This window comes from Streptomyces sp. NPDC058701, from assembly GCF_042715295.1.
In the GTDB taxonomy this organism is placed as follows: domain Bacteria; phylum Actinomycetota; class Actinomycetes; order Streptomycetales; family Streptomycetaceae; genus Streptomyces.
Map to the genome: position 1 here is coordinate 20,171 of NZ_JBHXSY010000025.1, position 20,373 is coordinate 40,543.

A 20,373-nucleotide genomic window follows, 5' to 3' on the forward strand; every position below is an offset into this window, starting at 1 on the left:
GCCGTTCCGCGCGGTCGCGCCCGGCTCCGGGAGCGTCAGCCCCGGGCGTCCGGTCCGCCCTCGTGGCCTCCGGCCCGGGACGCCACGAGGGCCTCGAACCCGTCCAGCAGGCACCGCAGGCCGAAGCCGAAGTGGTCGACGTCGCCCGCGAAGGCGTTCTCGTCGAGGGCCGCCATCCTCGGGTAGGCGCCGCTGGCCATGGCCTGCGCGAGCACCGGGGTCTGCGCCTGCCAGAACTCCTCCGGGCTCATGGCGCCGCTGTCCCTGGCCTCGACGGCGTGGACGTGGGTGCGGGCGACGCCGGTGACGTACCCCTCCAGGGTGATGATCACCGAGATCAGTTCCTGGTCGCTGAGGCCCTCCATGTCCTGGATGTGGGCCAGGGTCCGCTCCAGCGCGCGGACCGCGTGGGGCCCCATCACCGGGCGGGCCTGGTTGACGTGGAGGAGCCAGGGATGGCGGTGGTAGAGGGCGAGGGAGGCATGGGCGGCGGCGTGCAGTGCCTCGCGCCAGGTCCGGGCCTCCTTGAGCGCGCCTTCGCCCTCGGCCTGGACCTGGTCGAGCATCAGGTCCAGGAGCTCGGCCTTGCCCGGCAGGTAGCGGTACAGGGACATGGCGCCGGTGCCGAGCTCGTTGGACACCCGCCGCATCGACACCGCTTCGAGCCCCTCGGCGTCGGCGACGGCCACGGCGGTCTCGACGATCCGCTCCAGCGTCAGGCCCGGCTTCGGGCCGCGGGACGGGCGCTCGCCGGTCCCCCACAGCAGTTCGAGACTGCGCGAGACGTCGCCGCCGCCGGAACTCTCGGACATGGTCATGGGTGTGCTCCTCGGATCACGGGCCGGGGCCCTGCCGACAACTGTGTACACCGTACCCGAAGATGAGTACGGTGTACACAGTGAGCGTCCGAAGCGCGGATCACCCGTCGATGATCACGCGTCGATGATCACCGGGATGATGAGGGGCTTGCGGCGGTGCGTGCGGAACGCCCAGTTCGCCACCGCGCGGGCGATGAGCTGTTCCAACTGGACCGCGTCCCCGACACCCTCCGACGCCGCGGTGGCCAGGACCTTCTCGATCACCGGGATCACGGGCGCGAAGGTGGTGTCGTCGTGCTCGAACCCGCGGGCCAGGAAGTCGGGGGCCTCGGCGAGGGATCCGGTGTTCGCGTCGACGATGGCCACCACGGTGACCACGCCCTCCTGCGCCAGCGTGACACGGTCCTTGAGGGACGCCTCGGTGGCGCCGCCGACCGTCATGCCGTCGACATAGACGTAGCCCGCGGGAACCTTGCCGGTAATGGAGGCGCGGCCGTCGACGAGGTCGACGACGACACCGTCCTCGGCGATGACGACCCGGTCGGGGTCGACGCCGGTACGGATGGCCAGGTCGCCGTTGGCGCGCAGGTGGCGCCATTCGCCGTGCACCGGCATCACGTTGCGGGGCTTGACGATGTTGTAGCAGTAGACGAGCTCACCGGCGCTGGCGTGTCCGGAGACGTGCACCTTGGCGTTGCCCTTGTGGACGACGTTGGCGCCCCACCGGGTGAGTCCGTTGATCACCCGGTAGATCGCGTTCTCGTTGCCCGGGATCAGGGAGCTGGCGAGCAGGACGGTGTCGCCCTTGCCGATGCGGATCACGTGGTCGCGGTTGGCCATGCGCGACAGCGCCGCCATCGGCTCGCCCTGGGAGCCGGTGCACACGAGGGCGATCTTGTGGTCGGGGAGCTTCTCCAGCTCCTTCATGTTCACGACCAGGCCGGACGGGACCTTCAGGTAGCCCAGCTCGCGGGCGATGCCCATGTTGCGGACCATCGACCGCCCGACGAAGGCGACCTTGCGGCCGTGCTGGTGGGCGGCGTCCAGGACCTGCTGGATGCGGTGCACGTGGCTGGCGAAGCTGGAGACGATCACCCGCCGCGGGGCGGTCCGCAGGACCTGCTCGATCGCCGGGTTGAGCTCGCGCTCCGAGGTGGTGAAGCCCGGGACCTCGGCGTTGGTGGAGTCGGTGAGGAAGAGGTCGACGCCCTCCTCGCCGAGCCGGGCGAAGGCGCGGAGGTCGGTGATGCGCTCGTCCAGGGGGAACTGGTCCATCTTGAAGTCACCCGTGTGCAGCACCATTCCGGCGCCGGTGCGGATGGCGACCGCGAGGCCGTCCGGGATGGAGTGGTTGACCGCCACGAACTCGCAGTTGAAGGGGCCGAAGCCGCGCCGGTCGCCCTCGCGGACCCGTACGGTGCGCGGGCGGATGCCGTGCTCCTTGAGCTTGGCCTCCAGGAACGCCAGCGTCAGCTTCGAGCCGACCACCGGGATGTCCGCCCGCTCGCGCAGCAGGTACGGCACTCCCCCGATGTGGTCCTCGTGGCCGTGGGTCAGCACCACGGCCACGATGTCGTCCAGCCGGTCCCGGATCGATGTGAAGTCCGGGAGGATGACGTCGACCCCCGGCTGGTGCTCCTCGGGGAACAGCACGCCGCAGTCGACGATGAGCAGCTTGCCTGCGTACTCGAAGACGGTCATGTTACGGCCGATTTCGCCCAGGCCGCCCAGGGCGATGACTCTCAGCCCGTTCGCCGGCAGCGGCGGGGCGGTTTTCAGTTCGGGATGCGGATGACTCATGCCCTGACGTTATAGGAGGTGGCTGGTGAGGCGATCCTTTGACTCCTCCACCGGCCGGTGTGTGGTGTGCCCGGGGTCCGCCGGGCCGGCCCGGCGGGGCGCACGACGGGGGCGTCGACGACGTCGCCCACGGGGCCGGGCTCCCGTTCCTCGTCGACAACACCGTGCCGACGCGGGCGTCCCTCGGTCCGTTCGCCGGAGGCTTCCGGAGACGGGCCCGCTCTCCAGGGGACGCCCGCGCGGTCCGCCGGCCGGCCGAAAACCCTCGAACCCGGTGCGAACGTCCCGGATCCGCCGCGCCGCCGGAAGGGCGGGCCCCGGAGCCGTGCCGGCGGGCCGCGTGGCTATCCGCCCCGTACGTACGCTCCGGCACGCGCAGCGGCGGTCGCGGCGGCCGCCGCGCGGTCGGCGGACGCCTCGTCGAGCGGGAGGGCGGTGGTCAGCAGGCGGTAGTAGAGCGGGGCGGACACCGCACGGACCACCTCGTGCGGGTCGGTGCCTTCGGGGGCCTCGCCGCGGGCGACGGCGCCTTCGACGCACGGCGCCCATTCCTCGACGCGCACGGCGTAGAACCCGTGCAGCGCCCGCGCCGTCCCGGGGTCGCCGGTGGCGGCCGCGATCACCGCCTTGAACAGGGGGCCCTGTCGGGGGTCGGCCAGCGTGCGCTGGACCAGCCGGGCGTTGGCGGTCAGGTCGCCGAGCAGCGAGCCCGTCTCCGTACGCGGTACGGACTGCTGAGCCATGTCCTCCAGCAGGTCGGTGACGAGCCCGGCGACGGTCCCCCAACGGCGGTAGACCGTCGTCTTGCCGACGTCGGCGCGGCGCGCGATGTCGGCGAGGTCGAGGTGGGCGAACCCCTGCTCGGCCAGGACGTCTCCGGCCGCCCGGAGCACGGCTGCCCGGACCCGGGCGGTCCGCCCTCCGGGCCGCGCGGTGCCCGGTCCGGCCTCGGCTCCTTCGAACTCCATAACGGGACTCCAGTTCCTTTAAATGGCGGACCTTGGTACGCTGGCCATATTAACGGAACCACAGCCCCGTTAATGCGGGCTGTGGAGGAGAGGGGACGCGTCATGGAGTACAGGCGGCTGGGTGCCTCGGGACTGCAGGTCCCGGCCCTGAGTTTCGGCGCGGGAACCTTCGGCGGGCAGGGTCCGCTCTTCGGTGCCTGGGGCAGCACGGGAGTACAGGAGGCACGTCGCCTCGTGGACATCTGCGTCGACGCCGGGATCACGATGTTCGACACCGCCGACGTCTACTCCGACGGCGCGTCGGAGGAGGTGCTGGGCGCCGCGCTCAAGGGGCGCCGGGACCGGGTGCTCATCTCCACCAAGGCCGGCCTGCCACTGGGCGACGGCCCGGGCGACGCGGGTACGTCCCGGTCCCGCCTCATCTCGTCCGTCGACGCCGCCCTCCGCCGCCTCGGCACCGATCACATCGACCTCTTTCAGCTGCACGCCTTCGACGCCGGCACGCCCGTCGATGAGGTCCTGTCCACCCTGGACGACCTCGTCCGGGCCGGAAAGATCCGCTACCTCGGAGTCTCCAACTTCTCCGGATGGCAGGCGATGAAGTCCCTCGCGGCCGCCGACCTGCACGGTCACCCGCGCTACGTCGCACACCAGGTCCACTACTCCCTCGTCGGGCGCGACTACGAGTGGGAGCTGATGCCCCTGGGCCTCGACCAGGGGCTGGGCGCGATCGTCTGGAGCCCGCTCGGCTGGGGCCGGCTCACGGGCCGGATCCGCCGGGGCCGTCCGCTGCCCGCCGGCAGCAGGCTGCACGACACCGCGGACTACGGCCCGCCGGTCGAGGACGAGTACCTCCACCGCGTGGTCGACGCCCTCGACGAGATCGCGCGGGAGACCGGCAGGGCGATCCCGCAGATCGCCCTCCGGTGGCTGCTGCAGCGGCCGACCGTGTCCTCCGTCATCATCGGCGCCCGCAACGAGGAGCAGTTGCGCCAGAACCTCGGCGCGGTGGGCTGGACGCTCACCCCGGAGCAGATGGGAAGGCTCGACGCGGCCAGCAGCCGGACCGCCCCCTACCCCTACTTCCCGTACTACCGCCAGGAGGGCTTCGCCCGGCTCAACCCGCCCGCGGTCGGACCGGCCTGACGGGCGCCGCCGGCGTCTTCCACCGGATTGCCGCCGTGGAGGCACACCGGCGCGGCGGCCTCGGACGGCGGCACGCCCCACGCCGACCGGCGGCGTACCCCGACGCGGTGTCGGGGTACGCCGCCGCCGCCCTCGAGCTGCGGGGGGAACCGCGCGGTCGTCGCGGGCTACCTGGGGTCGCGGTTGAAGACCGTCCGGGACCAGAAGTAGCCGAGCGCGGACAGGGCCAGGCACCAGGCGACCGCGAGCCACCCGTTGTGGCCGATCTCGCTGCCCAGGAGCAGGCCCCGGAGGGTTTCGATGGCGGGGGTGAAGGGCTGGTACTCGGCGATCGGCTGGAACCAGCCCGGCATCGCGTCGATCGGTACGAAGGCGCTGGAGATGAGCGGCAGGACGATCAGCGGCAGGGCGTTGTTGCTGGCCGCCTCGGCGTTAGGGCTGACCATGCCCATGCCGACCGCGATCCAGGTGAGCGCCATGGCCACGAGTGCGAGCAGCCCGAACGCCGCCAGCCACTCCAGGGGCGTGGCGTCCGTGGACCGGAAGCCGATGGCCACCGCCACGAGGCCGACGAGGACCACGCTCATGATCGACTGGAGCACGCTGCCCAGGACGTGCCCGATGAGCACGGACCCGCGGTGGATCGCCATGGTGCGGAAGCGGGCGATGATGCCCTCGGTCATGTCGTTGGAGACGGACACCGCGGTCCCGACGACCGTGCCGCCGATGGTCATCAGCACGATGCCCGGGACGACGTACGCGATGTACCGGGAGCGGTCGGCTCCTCCCCCGCCCATGCCCGCGCTCATCACGTCGCCGAAGACGTAGACGAAGAGCAGCAGCAGGACGATCGGGGTGAGCAGGAGGTTCAGGGTGAGGGACGGGTAGCGCCGCGCGTGCAGGAGGTTGCGGCGCAGCATCGTGGACGAGTCGCGGACTGCGAGGGACAGGGAGCTCATCGGAGGTCCTCCTTGCGCTGGTCGGTGGCGGCGGTGAGGGCGAAGAACACGTCGTCGAGGTCGGGGGTGTGGACGGTCAGTTCGTCGGCCTCGATGCCGGCGGTGTCCAGCCGGTCGAGGACGGCGCGCAGTGCCCGCTGGCTGCCGTCGCTGGGGATCTGGAGCGCCAGCGCCTCGTCGTCCCGGGTGGCGTCGTCGAGGGCGTGGGTGGCGGAGCGGTAGGCGGCCGGGTCGGCGAAGCGCAGCCGTACGTGTCCGCCGGGGACGAGTCGCTTCAGCTCCTCCGCGGTGCCCTGGGCGGCGATCCTGCCGTCGTGGAGGACGGCGATGCGGTCGGCGAGCTCGTCCGCCTCCTCCAGGTACTGGGTGGTGAGGAAGACGGTGACGCCGCCGGTGACCAGCTCGCGGATGATCTGCCACATGGTGTGGCGGGAGCGCGGGTCGAGGCCGGTCGTCGGCTCGTCGAGGAAGATGATGTGCGGGTCGCCGACCAGGGTCATCGCGATGTCCAGGCGGCGCTTCATGCCGCCGGAGTAGGTGGAGGCCGGCTTCTTCGCCGCCTCGACCAGGTCGAACCGCTCCAGCAACTCGGCGGCGGTACGCCGCCCCTCGCTCTTCGACAGGTGGTGCAGGTCCGCCATGAGGAGCATGTTCTCCTCGCCGGTGATCAAGCCGTCGACGGCGGAGAACTGCCCGGTCACACCGATGGCGCGGCGTACGGCCTGCGCATCGGCGGCGATGTCGTGACCCGCGACCCGGGCCTGTCCGCCGTCGGCGGAGATGAGCGTGGACAGGATCTTCACAACGGTGGTCTTGCCCGCGCCGTTCGGCCCGAGCAGCGCGAAGACGGACCCCGTCGGGATCTGCAGGTCGATGCCGTCGAGCACGGTCTTGTCGCCGTACGACTTGCGCAGCCCGACGGCGGAGACGGCCGCGGACGACGGCGCATCGCCGGCATTCCTGGGAGTGGGCAGGGGGGCGGGCATGGGCATGACAGACGAAGGCACGGAGCCCTCCGTTCGAAGGTGGAAGGGGACTGCGAGGCACGGGCGGGGAAGGGGCGGGTGCGGGACGGGCGAGGGACGGGGTGCGGGACGGGCGAGGGCGCGGGCCGGGTGCTCAGGCGCGGGCGCGGCGGACGTCGATGTTGCCGTAGCGGGTGCGGGCACGGACCTCGACGGTGTCCTCGGCCTGCTCCGGGCTGTCGGAGGCGGTGAGCGTGTTGCGCACCTGTCCCTGGGCGGAGGTGACGTCGAGCCAAGCGGCGGTGCCCTCACGGATCCCGACCTCGATGGCTCCGTACGAGGTCTCCAACTGGACTGTTCCGCGGGCGACTTCGGCGACGCGCAGGGTTCCGTGGGCGGTGGTGGCGGCGACCGAACCCTCGGCGCGGGTGATGTCGATGTCACCGTTGGCCCCGCTCACCCGCAGGTCGCCGGTCGCCGCGCCGACGGTCGTGGTGCCGTGCGAGTTCTTCAGGACGGCGGAACCGTCCACGATGCCGATGCGCAGGCTGCCGGAGCTGGTGGCGATCTCGGCCGCGCCCTCGATCCGGTCGACCGAGATCGAGCCGTGGGAGGCGGCCAAGTGGAGCGGACCGGTCGTGTCGAGGCGGACGTCGCCGGACGAGGTCTTCACGCGGACCTCGCCGAGCCGGCCCTCACCGAGGACCTGGGCCCAGGCGCCGGTCACGTCGACCCGCGAGCCCGTGGGCAGTTCGACCGTCACGTCGACGGTCCCGGTGCGTCCGAGGAAGTAGCGCTGCTTGGGCGTCCTGACGGTCAGGACGCCGTTCGCGTACGTGACTTCGGTCTGGTCGGCCGACCGGACGTCCTGGTCCCGCTTCGGGTCCCGGGGCTGTACCACGACCACCGTGTCGAGGCGGTCGCCCGCCGCGAACCGGATGGAGCCGGCGTCCACGTGGGCAATGGCCGAAATCGGTTCGGGAGTGTCGAAAGAAGGCATGGCTGTACCGTCCTCGTGAGTCCTTGGGGTGTCCCCGCCGGTCGAGCGCGGTCGGGGTGAAGTGGATCGGGCGGGCGGCCGGGGCCTCCTAGCGCACCCAGCCCGTGAAGCTCTGCCCCACGGTGCGGGTCCGCTCCGGCGTGCGCGGCGCGGCACCGCCGTCGACCGCGGCCGACACGGCCCTGACCAGCCACGCGTTGACCGACAGGCCCTCACGGCTCGCAGCCTCCTCGGCACGCGCCTTGAGGTGGGACGGCAGACGGAGGTTGACGCGCGCGGTGCCGCCCTCGTCGGCGTCGACGGGGGCCTGAGGCTTGAGCGGTTCGGCGGGCGCTGCCGACTCGGCGGGGCCGCCGCCCGAGGGCGGCAGCGTCACGACGAAGTCGGGGTCGAGCCCGCGCAGCCGTACGTCGACCGAGCCGGGGGCGAGCTCGCGGGTGATCTCGTTCATCGCGTCGGAGAGCACGTTGAGCATGGTCAGCCGGGCCGCCGACTCCAGCGGGGCGGTGAGCCGGTCGGCCAGGGCGCGGGCGTCCTCCCCGCCGGCCTCGGCGGCCACCGCGAGTTCACGGCGGAGGGTGTCGACATACGGGGTCAGGTCCATGACGCCATCATGGCACCACAATGGCGCCACGCGCAAGCCTCGCCGGGCCGCAGCAGACGCGAGACCCGTTCGCACCCCCTTGACCGGTGCAAACGAGCAAGGGAAGGCTGATATGAGGGAACCCTCACGCCCTATCGCGTACGGAGGGACTCCCCTCTGCGCACTGAGTGACACCACGTGGCGCCCAACCGGTGCCGGATGGCATCACCTCGGCGCCAGGCCTTTCGCGGCGGGGGCCCGGGGCCTGAGGCCATGGTGGCGGGCCGCGATTGCCGGCACGGGGGTGGACGACGTCTGATGCGGGCCGGACGCCGCCGTTCTCTGCCGAGGCGGGTGAGTTCGGTCGGCAGCCCGCGCACGCCTGTAACGCGCGCGGGGCGCCGGACGTTGTTTCCCGTATGGACGAGACCCTTGACCTGCTCGACGTGTACCTCGACGGCGTGACGGAGCCGCGCCTGAAACTGATCAGCGCGGACGAGGCACGGGCCCTGATGGTGCTCCTCGGGCTGCTCGACGACGCCGGCCAGCCCGAGGAGGTCCGACGGGCAGCGGGCGACCTGCGGTTCCGCCTCGCTTCCCGCCTCGCCTCCCGCCTCGCCTGACCCTTCGTACGGCGCCTCGCACGGCGACACATCCGGCGGTGGAAACCCACGAAGGTGGATCGCCCGGTTTGTGAGCGAGAGTCTCACGTCAGGGAGCGGCGGACGACACCTTCCGGCCACATGAACGCTTCCGCACATCCGGAACGGCGCAGACGCGGATCCGACTTCTCCTCACGCGTCACATGACCGTTCCACCTGCGGCTTTAAGCCGTCACTTAGAGGCTTGCCGGTTCGAATCGACCCCTGCCAGTGTGTGCTGTGGCAAAGGAGCGATGCTCCTGGCACTACGAAGCGGCTCGCTCTCCGAGCCGTTCGACATGAAGCGGAGTGTGGCGAGAATGAAGTTCTTACGTACCGGCGACATGCGGCGATGGCTGGCGGTCGCCGCCGTCGGCTCCGCCGCGGTGATGGGCACGGTCACCCCTGCGAACGCCGGCGGCAGCGGCGGAGCAGAAGAGGTCGCCGCGCACGCCGCGGCCTCCCCGTGCGGGTACTTCGCGGGCAGGCAGATCGCGTTCTACAACCACTGCGGCCCCACCACCATCGAGATCAGGCTCGACATCGTCCGCGGCAAGGACAGGACCATCTGCGTGGGGCCCGACGAAACCCGGCTCGGCCTCAAGAGCCAGATCCGGGACGCGAACTACGTCGGCGGCGCCGGCTGTTCCCTCTCCTAACCGGCTGGGGATTCCGGCTGCTCGGTGACGACGGAGCCGCTCCCCCGGTCAAGAAGGCTGAGGGGTCCGGCGATTGGCCGGATCCCTGAGCCCTTTTCCGGTCGTTTTTGTTCCGCTGTGAGGAGCAATACAACGAAAAGCGTGCGGTGCGCCGGGCCGGGGAAGGCTGGGCGGTGCGCGGACCCGTTCCAGCGCTCGGGCAGGGAGCCGTATCGGTGTTACGCATCCACTTCACATCGGAAGACCTCGCGCGGATTCGCGTGGCCGCGACGATCGGAGCCGCGGCGGAGACCTACTACAGCCTGGAACTCCTGCGGGAGAACCGGAACCTGCCCCACTTCCGCCCCTGGCGGTCGGCGGTCATGAGCCGGATGGGGGCGGAAACACGACCGCTGACGTCCCTGCTCCCGGTGCGCGGCCCGGGAGTCGACCTGCTGGCTCTGATGGGCGATGCGCCCTGTCTGGACCACGCCGTGGACAACCTGCTGCACGCACCCGTCGCCCGGCTGCGACGCGAACTGTCAGGCCTCGCCTACCGGCCCGGACACCTGCCGTGGGCCAGACGGCTGACCGAGGGAGACCGCGAAGCGCGCCGCGAGCTCGCGGCGGCCGTGCGCGCCTGCCACCGGCTGACCGTGGAGCCGTACTGGCACAAGGGACGTTCCGAGCTCGTCGCACTGTCCTCCCGCTACACGAACCTGGTGCTCGAGGGAGGGGTCGACCTGCTGCTGCGCTCCCTCTGCACCCCCTTGGTCCGCTGGTGTCCGCCCGTCCTGGAAGCCCCCTACCCGCGCCCGGTGGAGGTGCACCTGCGAGGCCGAGGGCTGGTCATCACGCCCTTGGTCTTCTCACCGCCCGGCGTGAGCCTGCTGTGGGACCCGCTCGACACCGCCGAGCCTCCCCGGTTGACCGTACCGGCCCTTCGCGGGCCCCTGACCGGCACCGGCCCGAACGAGCCGTACGGCGCCCCCGGCCGGAACCTGGAGTCGCTGCTCGGCCGCACCCGAGCCGCCGCACTGCGCGCGACCGCGGACGGCGTCACGACCACGGAGCTGGCCCGGCGCCTCGGCGTCTCGGGCGCGGCCGCGAGCCAGCACGCGACGGTGCTCCGGAACGCCGAGTTGATCACCACCACCCGCCGGGGCGGATCCGTACGCCACCTCATCACCCCGCTGGGCCTCGCCCTGCTGAGGACCGGGACCACGCCGGAGCCGTGAGCCGGGTTGCCGCGCCCTCCCGTTCAGTGCGGTGCCGGTTGCGGGTCCAGGGCGTTGCCGATGCCGCATCCGCCCTCTCCGGGCATCCGCTGGATACGGGGCGGCGCCCACACCTCGGTGGCGCCGGGGCCCACCCGGGCCAGCAGGCAGTCCTGCGCGTCGAAGCCGTTGCCCCGCACCGACAGGAGAACCCCGACCCGGCCGCCGTCCGCCTTCACCTCAGCAAGGATCTCCGGTTGCAGGTTCAGGGCGGCGACGACCCGGCGCACCGCCGCCTCGTCCGCCAGGCCGCCCACCGGCACCCGGGGAAGCGTCGCGCGGAGCTCGGCGTAGGGCAGCCGGGGCGGTGGGGGCAGCGGGGCGAAGGTGAGCGCCGGGCCATCGGGGCAGTCCACGTCACGGGGGTCCTCACCCCACGCCGACGTGGGCGACACCCGTACCGCGAAACAGCGGCGCACGGCGACCTCCCGAGGGGCGAGCCACCCCTCGTACGCCGAGCCGGTCGTGCGGACGACCACGTCGATGCCGTTCCCGTCATGGGTCGAAGCACCCTGCACGCGGAGCACCTCCACCCCGTCGATGCCGGAGGCGGAGCGCCCGACGTCCTCGGCCGTCCGGGGCCGTTGCCCGTAAAGCCGCTCACCCGCCTTTCGGGCCACTTCGCGCGCGACGTCCGTCGCCTCGTCCGCGGAGGACTGCACCACCCCGCAGCCGACGGCGAACAGCAACAGCGGGGCGAGCAGGAAGAGTCGGCGCATGGGTCCACCCTCCCCCAGCCGCGCCCCGTGGCCAACCGCTCCCGCATCCAGATTGGCATGGGCGATCGTACTCACCCGGTGCGGTGCTCTCGTACTCACCAACACGGCGCAGGGCGGGCACGACAATGGGAGGACACCCATGATCGAATCCCTCGCGGCGGTCGCGGCGGCCGCTTCGACGACGCTCGTCGCCGCGATGGCGGCGGACGCCTGGGGCGTCGCGCGCTCCGGGTTGCTGCGGCTGTTCCGGCGGGACGACGCACCCGAACAGGACGCGCCGGCGGCACTGTTGGAGAGCGAGGCGGCGCTGGTGTCCGAGGCGGCTGATCCGGAGGGCACTGACGCCCCGGGGAGCGTGAGCGTCGGCGGACGGCGGCTTCCGCCGGGGCCGGCTGGCCGGAGGCCGCGGAGGCGGACGTGGCGTGGAGCGGGAACGGGGCCGCCGACACGTGTGGGCAGTGAGTGAAGTCGACAGGGGGTGGTGGTCGCAGGTCCGGCGGACTTCCGGTGTCTGCGGGGTCTACAGGGTGCGGGCTGTCTGGATGCTCTCGGCGGCCGGGAACAGGGCGCGGGCCTGGATGAGTTCCAGAACTCGTTCCAGGGATGGCGGCAGAGGGCCGACGAGGATCAGGTCAGTGTTGCGCCGGAGGCGGAACATCTCGTTGAGCATGGAGGAGTCGGCGAAGGTGATGCGGCTGACGTCCAGGACGATGCGCCGGATCGTGGGGTCGGCGGTGGCCTTGGCGCCGGCTTCCCCGAAGGGGCCCAGGGTCTGCTGGTCGAACTGACCGACGCAGACGATGACGCGTACCCCGTCGTCCTGGTCCGGCAGGGCGAGGACGTGCTGTTCTCCCGGCTCGTTCGTGTCGCTTCGGCCGCTGTAGTCGGTGTGGCCGTACAGCCCTGCTTGTTTCAGGGTGTGGATGATGGCCCAGGCCAGGTCGTCGGGATCCGGCTCGTCCGGGTGGACCGCGGCCAGGTACGAGGCGATCTGGGCGGCGATCGCCTTGGCTGCCTTCGCGTCGCTCATCCGTGCCCCCTGCTGCTTTCTGCTCAGCCCGAATGCCGTACGGGTTCGGGAGACGTGCCGGGGCTACGTCAGGCCCTGGATGGTGGTGATGGATTTCCCGCCGCCGGGGAGGGAGGTGATACCGACGTGGTCGGTGAGGCGTTGGATGAGGGGCCAGCCGAATCCGCCGACTCGCCCGCGGGCGGCGGGGCGGAGTGCGGGGTGGTGGGGGCTGGCATCACTGACGGTCAGGTGCAGGGTGTCGCCGATGAGGGCGGCGTGGAAGCGGGTGATGCCGCCGCCGTGGCGCATCGCGTTGGTGACGAGTTCCGATGTGACCAGGAGGGCGTCCGCGGCCGTGACGCTGTCGAGGCTGGCGCCCGCGGCCCGGAGCAGCTCGGTGACGTGGTGACGGGCGGTCGCCGGGGTGGTGGCGGCCGGCCGGCCTCGCGCTGCGCCCGGAGCGCCGTGGTGTCCGGGCTCGGGGGCGGCGGTGCTGTCGGCTGGCGCGGGCGGGATCATGCCGTTATCGCCTCCCCCGGGTGATACAGGCCACGGAATCGATCGGTTGAAGTGTGGTGGTCAGCATGTCATCGCCTCGTGTGCGCTGTCGGCCCACCGGAAGGCGGACCCGGTGTTGGTGACCTCGAACAGGCGGCCGACCGCGGTCTGCACGGGCCCGGCGAGGATGAGTGCGGTTCCGGTCGCGGTGTGGGCCTGCAGGGCTGAGAGGAGCGCGTGAAGGGCGGAGGAGTCCGCGAAGCCCACCTGGGACAGGTCCACCACGGTCCGTGCGGAGCCGCTGCCCGCGGCGGCGGCGAGGACGCGGGTGAGGGCGGGGGTGCTGTCCTCGTCCAGGTCCCCGCGCACGCGGACGACGGTGATGCCATCGGGTGTGGTCTCGCAGACCACCGTCTCGTCTCTGTCTCCGATCATCCCGACATCCTCGTACATCCGTGCCGCGGACGGCAGACCTGCGGGGGGCCGGCCGGGGGATGCGGCGGCCCGGGGGAAAGCGGCGGCCGCCGGGCGTACGGGCGGTCTTCGGGGCCTGGTAGAGGGGTTCAGGGCCCTGCCGCAGGCTGGGGCGGCGCGGGCGAAGGTGACGGCTTTCACTCCGGCTTCGTGAACACGGTGTGTGCACCGGGTGAAGGACGACGCGGGGCGGGGGCTGCGGTTGCCAGGAGGGTGCCGGATGGAGGATGGTTGCCGCGAGGCAACCATCTTTCCCCGAGAGGCTATGAGGTGAGGGGTTCGCTCAGCGGGCCCTCAACGATGTGGTGAATCCCACCCAGGAAGCCGCCGCTACGGTGCGCGCGCCGTGGAGTGAGGCCCCCTACCCCGTGCTTGTCGCCGACGGCGGGGGAACCCTGCTGTTCGCCAACGAGGTTGCGGGCCTCCTCTTCCCCGGCGCCCGCCCGGGTTCACCGATCACGGGCAGCGTGCCCGCGTGGCTCGCCGACGCCCATACCCGCACTCTCGCGCCGGCCGCCGCCGGGCCCGCGGCGGCCGGTGCCGGTGGGCTTGTGGAGGGTCTGGTCGGGGAGCGTTCGTACGAGGCGCATCCCACGGTCCGTGAGGACGGGACGGTGGTGTGGTGGCTCATCGACGACACCGATCACCGCCTGGCCCGTGAGGCCCTGCGGATCGAGCGGGAGCGCACCGTGTTCCTGGGGCAGGCGTCGAACCTGCTGCTGTCCTCGTTGAACCTGGAGCGGTGCATGGACGCAACCGCGCAGATGGCCGCCGAGCACCTCGCCGACGCCGCCGTGGTCATCTCCCCCGCCCGCGGCCGGGAGCTGCCGATCGTGTCCTGCCTGCACGGGGGCATGCCGAAGTCGTCACGGGTCACCGCGCTCGCGGAAGGGGTGCCGGGGCTGGCGGAGGCGCTGCAGGGGTTCCCGCCGGTGCCGTCCCGCTGGATCGATCCCGCGACGGCCCCGGCCTGGCTGATTCCCGAAGGCTTCGGGGCGGTGGGGTCGATCGTGATCACGCCGCTGCCCGGGCACGGCGTCCCCGCGGGCGGTTTGGTCCTCCTGCGCCGCAGCGGTGGCACCGAGTTCACGGAGGAGGAAGAAGTCTTCGCGCGCCTGTTCGCAGCCCGGGCCGGGGCGGCGATGTCGGCGGCCCGGCTGTACGCGGAGCAGGCGTCGATCAGCGAGACGCTGATGCGGGACCTGCTGCCCCCGTCCCTGCACCAGGTTTCCGGTGTCGAGTACGCGGGCGGCTACCGGGCCTCCCAGGAGCATGAGCGGATCGGCGGGGACTTCTACGACGTGCACCCCGCCGCCGTCGAGGGCGACGCCTCGCTCGTCGTCCTCGGCGACGTGTGCGGCAAGGGCCTTGAGGCGGCGGTGATGACGGGCAAGATCCGCAACACCCTGCACGCCCTGCTGCCCATGGCCGACGACCATCAGCGGATGCTGAGCCTGCTCAACACCGCGCTGCTCAGCACGCACCACGCCCGCTTCGCCACCATGGTGCTGGCCTCCGCGGCCCGTGAAGGCAACGCTGTCAAGCTGCGGCTGACCAGCGCCGGCCATCCCGCGCCGCTGATCGTGCGCGCCGACGGCCGCGTGGAGGAGGCGCCCACGCACGGCACGCTCGTCGGCGCGCTGCCCGAGGTGACGGCGGCGACGGTACTCGCGACGCTGGCACCGGGTGACGCCTGCGTCCTGTTCACCGACGGGATCACCGAGGCCCGCGGCGGACCGATGGGCGACGACATGTTCGGCGAGGCCCGCCTCCAGCGTGCCCTCGGGGAATGCGCCGGGATGTCGGCGGAGGCGGTGGTCAAGCGGGTGCAGATGATCGCCTCCGAATGGGTCGGTACGGGTGCCCATGACGACATGGCCGTGGTGGTCGTCTCCGCCCCGCGCACGAACCACCTGACCGCGGTGGACGGGCACACGAGGGGCAGGTTCACGGCGTGACAGCAGATCTGGCCTGTGTCGAAGCGCTCAACCCTCTGGTGGAACGGCTGTGGGCGGCGGTCCTGGCCGGCGACGAGCGCGCCGCGGCCGCCACGATCCGCCGAGCGCTGGACGACGGGGCGGACCCGGAACAGGTACTGCTCTACGTGGTTGCCCGGGTACAGGGGCAGGTCGGAGAGGAATGGGCCGCCAACCGCATAACGGTCACGCAGGAACATGCCGCGACCGCGATCAACGAACGCGCCGTCGCAGTGATCGCCGAACATCCCGCGGCGCGAACGAAGCCGTCGCGGGGGCGGGTCCTGGTGGCGTGCGTGGACGGCGAGTGGCACGGCCTGCCGGCCCGGCTCGTGGCCGAGGTCCTGAAGCTGCGCGGCTGGCACGTGGACTACCTCGGCGCGCACGTCCCGACGCCGCACCTCGTCGCGCACATCCACCGCACCGGGCCGGACGTCGTCGCCCTGTCGAGTTCGATACCGACCCGGCTGCCGACCGCGCACGCCACGATCACCGCATGCCAGGCCGCCGGCACCCCGGTCCTGGTCGGCGGAGCCGCCTTCGGCCCCGACGGCGAGTACGCCCGCCTGCTCGGCGCCGACGCCTGGGCACCCGACGCCCGCACGGCCGCCGACCGGCTGGAGCGTCACCCCCTGCCGCGGCCGCAGCCCGACCACCAGCCGATCGACGACCTGCCGCACCTGGCCGACCAGGAGTACACCCTCGTCACCCGCACCCGCCCGCAGCTCGTACGGGCCGTCTTCACCGGGCTGGAAGAGCACTACCCGGCGATGCGCGGCTACAGCGAGGCGCAGCGCGAGCGCACGGCCGAGGACCTCTCCCATGTCGTGGAGTTCCTCGGGACCGCGCTCTACACCGGCGACGAGGCCCTTTTCTCCCACTTCCTGCTGTGGACCGCCGGAATCCTGGAAGCCCGGGGGGTCCCGGCGCAGAGCCTGCCGCCCGCCCTCGACGTCCTCGGCCGGGAGTTGAAGGACTTTCCGCGGGCCACCGACATCCTGCGCTCGGCAGCCGTGCGCCTGACCAGTACACCCCTCACCGTGGGCGGAGCCTCCGAATGAACCCCATACCCGGCCCGCTCCGCCTCGTCCGCACCGACACGGGCACGGACACCACCGTGCGCATCGAGCTGCACGGCGACTTCGACCACCAGAACGCCGACACCCTGCTCGACGCCGTCACCGAGGCTCTGGCCGAAGCGGGCCGGACGCACGATCTGCACGTGAACTGCGGGGGTGTGGCCACGGTCGACTCCAGCGGGCTGTCGGTCCTGCTGATGGTCCGCCGACGCACCGACGCCGCCGGCGTACGGCTCCACCTCCACAACCGGCCGGCGCAGCTGGACCGGATGCTGCGGGTCACCGGCACCCTGGACCGCCTCACCGGCCCTCACACCGACAGCCGCCCGGCGACCTCCGCCGTGGAAGGGCGGGCCGGCGGCACGGACGACAGCATGACCCTACGCTCCGGCGGACCGGACACCACCTGACCGGCACCGGCGGACAACCCGCCCGTGCGGAGAGAACGCACATGTCCATACCGGCCCCCGGGCCCCCCGCCCCCCACCTTGAGAGCGCGCGCTCGATCGGCGACATCGCCGAACTCCTCGACCTTCTCTACGAGAACGCCCGCCACTCCACCGCCTCACCGGTCTCTCCGACCCAGCTGCGGCTGATGTGCCTCGTCGACCGCCGGCCCGGCCTGCGCATGCGCACCCTCGCGCAGAGCCTCGGCGCGACCGGCCCCTCCATGACCCGGCTCTGCGACCGCCTCGAGGCCGCCGGATTCCTGCGCCGCCACCCCTGCCCCGGCGACGGCCGCGAACTCACCCTCCGGCTCACCCCTGCCGGGGAGAAGCACCTGGCCGAGATACGGGAGGCCCGCGAACGTCGGCTCGCTCTCGCCCTGGACACGATGACCGCCGACAGCCGCCGCGCCCTCACCACCGGACTCGCCGCCCTTCAGCAGGGCATCACCGCAACCGCGGGCCTGCCGACACAGGAAGACAACCCCGCCGCCTGACCGGGAGCGAGGCCGGCGCGTACGCGCAGCGGAGGGGGCCCGTCATCAGCCGCGACGGGCCTCGCTCAACCTGATCGCGAAGACCGTGCCCTCGCAGTACGGTCCCCGTTTCGCGCATGGCCGTTCACACGCCGCAGAGTTGCGTACGGCGCGGGGCCGTGGTTCGTCCAGGGGCTTTTCGTCCCACGGTCATAGCTTGTACACGCCGCGCCACGTCCACCCCGCCCCGATCACGGTGGAGCGCAGGGGGTGCTTCATGTCCCGCGAGTCGAAGCTGAACGTCTCGACCCTGCGCCGCCGTCCATCGGGCCCCTTGTCCAGGGCCCATTGCTTCTGGACTCGGCGGATCGGCCCGCGCCCGCGCGCACGTGCTACGGTCCGGCCGGGCGGGGGGCCGGCCCGTGTCACCTCGTACTGCTCGTCCATGGCCCGTACCTCGCGCTCACTGGGGCTCAGGTGCATCCAGACCTTCAGCGTCCTCTCGACCTGGCGTCGGGTGACCCCGGAACCGGTGGCAGGCTCCAGGAGGCGCCACTCCGCCAGCAGGTCCGCTCCGCCCGTCCCCGTCTCGCGGATGCTGAACGGCACGTCGGCGCCGGCCAGTCCGAGCAGGGCGGCCCGCAGCTCCTGGGTGGGCACGGCCCTGGTCCCCGGGTCGGCGTGGCGGGTCCCCATCCACTTGTCCCACAAACGGCCCACCGCTATGCCGCCTTCCCGGTGTACGCGCGCACGCTCCGCAGGACCTCCCGGAAGTCGCACGGCACGGCGTCGTGCCGGGCGGCCGTCGCGGGGGCGTCGGCACTGCCGAACTCGCGGCGCTCCGCGACCGTCACCGGACCGGCGGCCTCGCCCAGGCGCTCCGCGGACTCGGAGGCGAGCTCCGCCAGCGTTCTCGTCCCCTGGGGGAAGCCGCCCTCGACGGTGATGTCGGCAGCGCACCCGGCGTCCGGCTCGGGATGCACGGCGGCGAACGCTACGCCGGGGTCACGGCCCTCCGAACGGGCCTGGAGCCAGCGGTCGGGCAGACGGAAATCGATCGGGACCGGCAACGACGTGGGCATTCAAGTTCCTCCCTTTACCGAGCAGTACATCAGTCCCTCACCCGATCGGCGAAGTCGCCGTCCGCGTCACCCACGGCGCAGGCAGCGGCCCAGGGTCCCGGCGGCGCCGGATGCGGCCTCGGTGAACTCGTCGGGGTCGGAAGTGATCCCGCCGTCCGCACCCGGGGTGGAAGGCGTCCACACCCGGGGCGGAAGGCGAGGGGCCGGCGCACCAGCATGCGTAAGGCGGGCTCGGTGACGGTGGAGGCTCCGTCGTCGCCAGCGCCCTCGCGGCGCGGCTCCCTACATCCCCAGCGGTCGGGTTTCCGTGATGCTCGCCCAGTCGTTCTCCGGGTTGGCCCAGAAGGAGATCTTCACGTAGCGCGCTTCCATGGCCCCCTGGCCGAAGAACACGCTCTCGGGTGACAGGGTCGTCCCGGAACTGCGGCCTTCCCAGACCTTGGTGTACGAGACTCCGTCCGGCGAAGCGTGGATCGTGTAGTCATTCCACCTGAGGTTTCCGCGATGCCAGGCTGTGGAAGTGCCGCACAGCTGACGGACCGCGCCGGTGTCGATGATCAGGGCTGCCCCGAAGCCCTGACCGGACCAGCGAGTCCCCAGGTCACCATCCACCGCACTGGCCGGCGGGTTGGCCGGCTCGTAGGTGGTGGCTGACGCAGTCGTCACCGTGGCCGGCCGCGTGCAGGACCGCTGAGGTGTGACGTCCTGGTAGGCGGCGCGCTCGTCGCCCAGCCGCAGGGAGTCGTAGTACATGACGCGCGTCGTGGTGCTGGAGGGAGCGCCCGTGTTCCAGTCCCACTTGTAAATCCCGAACTTGAAGTAGGGGGAGCGCGGGCCCCCTCCGTGTGTCGCGCCCGTGCGTTGCACGACCCGCTCGCCGTTCCTCCACACCTGTAGCAGCCCGGTGCTGTCCGTGCGCCAGGTCACGTGGAAGACCCAGTCGGCCCAGACTCCCGTGGTGTACGGGCCCAAATCGATGATCTCGCCCCGGAAGTCAATCTTCCAGCGGCCTTCGTCGGTGAGCAGCGCCAGAGGCGGAGAGCCACCGGGGCAGCCGGAGTCGCACTGGTGCCACTGGCTGACGATCTCAGCCGAGGTGTCGGCGACCCAGATCGAGGGGAGCTGGATGCTGAAGCCGTACCAGCGGTCGGCGCCGGCGGGCTGCTCGTCGCGCTGGGATATCTCCGCGCGCTTACTGCCGGAGACGACCGGGTCGTTTTTGCGGAGCTCGAAGCGGGCGGCATGGGAGCCGTCCCGTACAGGAACCGTGACGTTGCCGGCGCCGTACGCCGTCCCCCACTGCTTGTTCAGACCCGTGGGCGCCGCTGTGGGGAGGGTGCGGTCCGCGGACTGCTCCCAGTCGAGGGTGCGTAGTACCCCGACGGGGTCGGCTTGCGCCGTCTGTACGGATGCCAGGGCCACTCCTGCTGTAGCCACGGCCGATACGAGGCCCAAAAGCCAGGCTCGGGCAAGCGATCGGTTCATCGTACTCCTCTGGGAACGCTCGGGAATGTTCCGACGCCTTGCTCTGCTGGGCACGGACTCTTCCCCGTGAGGATGGGGCCAGGCAAGAGTCGGCACCCGGCGCGCGGGGGCATTCACCACCTCGGAATGCGCCACCTGCGGAGCACCGGCGCCACGACCACCGCTGCTCGACCGCATCGCGCTACAAGCAGCGGATCAGGCGGCGGATCAGGCGGCGTCGGCCGCCTTCCACGACCGTGTCCTCGCACCGCTCGGCAGCACACGGCTGCTCGACTTCGGCCAGATGATCGGCTGTGGGACACGACGCGGCCGCGGTTCTGGATCGATCCGG

22 protein-coding genes are annotated in these 20,373 nt (G+C 71.8%); 8 read left to right on the forward strand and 14 right to left on the reverse strand.

Annotation, left to right across the window (positions count from 1 at the left end):
- Positions 1 to 35: 35 nt before the first annotated feature.
- The 3 genes from ACFWW8_RS24470 to ACFWW8_RS24480 all read right to left on the reverse strand — a co-directional run bounded on the left by ACFWW8_RS24470 (position 36) and on the right by ACFWW8_RS24480 (position 3,586).
- A complete protein-coding gene (locus ACFWW8_RS24470) occupies positions 36 to 818 on the reverse strand; it encodes a TetR/AcrR family transcriptional regulator (RefSeq protein ID WP_386531291.1) in 783 nt (260 codons plus the stop codon).
- A gap of 114 nt (positions 819 to 932) precedes the next feature.
- Entirely contained in the window at positions 933 to 2,618 is a 1,686-nt protein-coding gene (locus ACFWW8_RS24475) for a ribonuclease J (RefSeq protein ID WP_386531294.1), read from the reverse strand.
- Between the two features lie 344 nt (positions 2,619 to 2,962).
- On the reverse strand, positions 2,963 to 3,586 hold the full coding sequence (locus ACFWW8_RS24480; RefSeq protein ID WP_386531296.1) for a TetR/AcrR family transcriptional regulator: 624 nt from the start codon (positions 3,584 to 3,586) through the stop codon (positions 2,963 to 2,965).
- A 102-nt stretch (positions 3,587 to 3,688) separates the two neighbouring features.
- Here ACFWW8_RS24480 and ACFWW8_RS24485 point away from each other — a divergent pair, with 102 nt between their 5' ends.
- Entirely contained in the window at positions 3,689 to 4,732 is a 1,044-nt protein-coding gene (locus ACFWW8_RS24485; protein ID WP_386531298.1) for an aldo/keto reductase, read from the forward strand.
- Positions 4,733 to 4,899: 167 nt separating this feature from the next.
- Here the strand turns inward: ACFWW8_RS24485 and ACFWW8_RS24490 are convergent, their stop codons facing one another.
- From ACFWW8_RS24490 to ACFWW8_RS24505, 4 genes are all read right to left on the reverse strand, one after another.
- Positions 4,900 to 5,691, reverse strand: a complete 792-nt coding sequence (locus ACFWW8_RS24490) for an ABC transporter permease (RefSeq protein ID WP_386531299.1) — start codon at positions 5,689 to 5,691, stop codon at positions 4,900 to 4,902.
- A complete protein-coding gene (locus ACFWW8_RS24495; RefSeq protein ID WP_386531437.1) occupies positions 5,688 to 6,677 on the reverse strand; it encodes an ATP-binding cassette domain-containing protein in 990 nt (329 codons plus the stop codon). The genes ACFWW8_RS24490 and ACFWW8_RS24495 overlap by 4 nt, the downstream gene beginning before the upstream one ends.
- Positions 6,678 to 6,810: 133 nt before the next feature.
- On the reverse strand, positions 6,811 to 7,656 hold the full coding sequence (locus ACFWW8_RS24500) for a DUF4097 domain-containing protein (RefSeq protein ID WP_386531300.1): 846 nt from the start codon (positions 7,654 to 7,656) through the stop codon (positions 6,811 to 6,813).
- An 88-nt stretch (positions 7,657 to 7,744) separates the two neighbouring features.
- Entirely contained in the window at positions 7,745 to 8,260 is a 516-nt protein-coding gene (locus tag ACFWW8_RS24505; protein WP_386531302.1) for a toxin-antitoxin system HicB family antitoxin, read from the reverse strand.
- 398 nt (positions 8,261 to 8,658) lie between these two features.
- On the opposite strand from ACFWW8_RS24505, the gene ACFWW8_RS24510 reads away from it, so the two are divergent.
- The 3 genes from ACFWW8_RS24510 to ACFWW8_RS24520 all read left to right on the forward strand — a co-directional run bounded on the left by ACFWW8_RS24510 (position 8,659) and on the right by ACFWW8_RS24520 (position 10,756).
- Complete coding sequence (locus ACFWW8_RS24510; RefSeq protein ID WP_386531303.1) at positions 8,659 to 8,862, forward strand: hypothetical protein; 204 nt, start codon at positions 8,659 to 8,661, stop codon at positions 8,860 to 8,862.
- A gap of 338 nt (positions 8,863 to 9,200) precedes the next feature.
- Positions 9,201 to 9,539: a DUF6355 family natural product biosynthesis protein gene (locus tag ACFWW8_RS24515; RefSeq protein ID WP_386531305.1), complete on the forward strand. Its 339-nt coding sequence runs from the start codon at positions 9,201 to 9,203 to the stop codon at positions 9,537 to 9,539.
- 260 nt (positions 9,540 to 9,799) lie between these two features.
- A complete protein-coding gene (locus ACFWW8_RS24520) occupies positions 9,800 to 10,756 on the forward strand; it encodes an ArsR/SmtB family transcription factor (protein ID WP_386531307.1) in 957 nt (318 codons plus the stop codon).
- A 23-nt stretch (positions 10,757 to 10,779) separates the two neighbouring features.
- On the opposite strand, the gene ACFWW8_RS24525 is transcribed toward ACFWW8_RS24520, so the two are convergent.
- The 4 genes from ACFWW8_RS24525 to ACFWW8_RS24540 form a co-directional block, all read right to left on the reverse strand.
- Entirely contained in the window at positions 10,780 to 11,514 is a 735-nt protein-coding gene (locus tag ACFWW8_RS24525; protein ID WP_386531309.1) for a translation initiation factor IF-2, read from the reverse strand.
- A gap of 520 nt (positions 11,515 to 12,034) precedes the next feature.
- Positions 12,035 to 12,544, reverse strand: a complete 510-nt coding sequence (locus tag ACFWW8_RS24530) for an STAS domain-containing protein (protein ID WP_386531311.1) — start codon at positions 12,542 to 12,544, stop codon at positions 12,035 to 12,037.
- A gap of 63 nt (positions 12,545 to 12,607) precedes the next feature.
- Positions 12,608 to 13,045 carry an ATP-binding protein gene (locus ACFWW8_RS24535; protein ID WP_386531312.1) on the reverse strand — a complete coding sequence of 146 codons (438 nt, stop codon included), beginning with the start codon at positions 13,043 to 13,045 and terminating at the stop codon, positions 12,608 to 12,610.
- A gap of 60 nt (positions 13,046 to 13,105) precedes the next feature.
- Positions 13,106 to 13,459, reverse strand: coding sequence for an STAS domain-containing protein (locus ACFWW8_RS24540; RefSeq protein ID WP_386531314.1), 354 nt, complete (start codon positions 13,457 to 13,459; stop codon positions 13,106 to 13,108).
- A 407-nt stretch (positions 13,460 to 13,866) separates the two neighbouring features.
- On the opposite strand from ACFWW8_RS24540, the gene ACFWW8_RS24545 reads away from it, so the two are divergent.
- The 4 genes from ACFWW8_RS24545 to ACFWW8_RS24560 are packed head-to-tail and all read left to right on the forward strand — an operon-like array spanning position 13,867 to position 17,496.
- On the forward strand, positions 13,867 to 15,456 hold the full coding sequence (locus tag ACFWW8_RS24545) for a PP2C family protein-serine/threonine phosphatase (protein ID WP_386531316.1): 1,590 nt from the start codon (positions 13,867 to 13,869) through the stop codon (positions 15,454 to 15,456).
- Positions 15,453 to 16,535, forward strand: a complete 1,083-nt coding sequence (locus ACFWW8_RS24550; protein ID WP_386531318.1) for a B12-binding domain-containing protein — start codon at positions 15,453 to 15,455, stop codon at positions 16,533 to 16,535. The genes ACFWW8_RS24545 and ACFWW8_RS24550 overlap by 4 nt, the downstream gene beginning before the upstream one ends.
- Positions 16,532 to 16,963 (forward strand): STAS domain-containing protein, encoded by a 432-nt coding sequence (locus ACFWW8_RS24555; RefSeq protein ID WP_386531320.1) that lies wholly within the window; start codon positions 16,532 to 16,534, stop codon positions 16,961 to 16,963. The genes ACFWW8_RS24550 and ACFWW8_RS24555 overlap by 4 nt, the downstream gene beginning before the upstream one ends.
- Positions 16,964 to 17,004: 41 nt before the next feature.
- Positions 17,005 to 17,496 carry a MarR family winged helix-turn-helix transcriptional regulator gene (locus ACFWW8_RS24560; RefSeq protein ID WP_386531321.1) on the forward strand — a complete coding sequence of 164 codons (492 nt, stop codon included), beginning with the start codon at positions 17,005 to 17,007 and terminating at the stop codon, positions 17,494 to 17,496.
- Positions 17,497 to 17,685: 189 nt separating this feature from the next.
- Here the strand turns inward: ACFWW8_RS24560 and ACFWW8_RS24565 are convergent, their stop codons facing one another.
- The 3 genes from ACFWW8_RS24565 to ACFWW8_RS24575 form a co-directional block, all read right to left on the reverse strand.
- Positions 17,686 to 18,195, reverse strand: a complete 510-nt coding sequence (locus ACFWW8_RS24565; protein ID WP_386531322.1) for a hypothetical protein — start codon at positions 18,193 to 18,195, stop codon at positions 17,686 to 17,688.
- 2 nt (positions 18,196 to 18,197) lie between these two features.
- Positions 18,198 to 18,557 carry a hypothetical protein gene (locus ACFWW8_RS24570; RefSeq protein WP_386531324.1) on the reverse strand — a complete coding sequence of 120 codons (360 nt, stop codon included), beginning with the start codon at positions 18,555 to 18,557 and terminating at the stop codon, positions 18,198 to 18,200.
- Between the two features lie 282 nt (positions 18,558 to 18,839).
- Positions 18,840 to 19,994, reverse strand: coding sequence for a heparin lyase I family protein (locus tag ACFWW8_RS24575; RefSeq protein WP_386531326.1), 1,155 nt, complete (start codon positions 19,992 to 19,994; stop codon positions 18,840 to 18,842).
- Between the last annotated feature and the right edge of the window lie 379 nt (positions 19,995 to 20,373).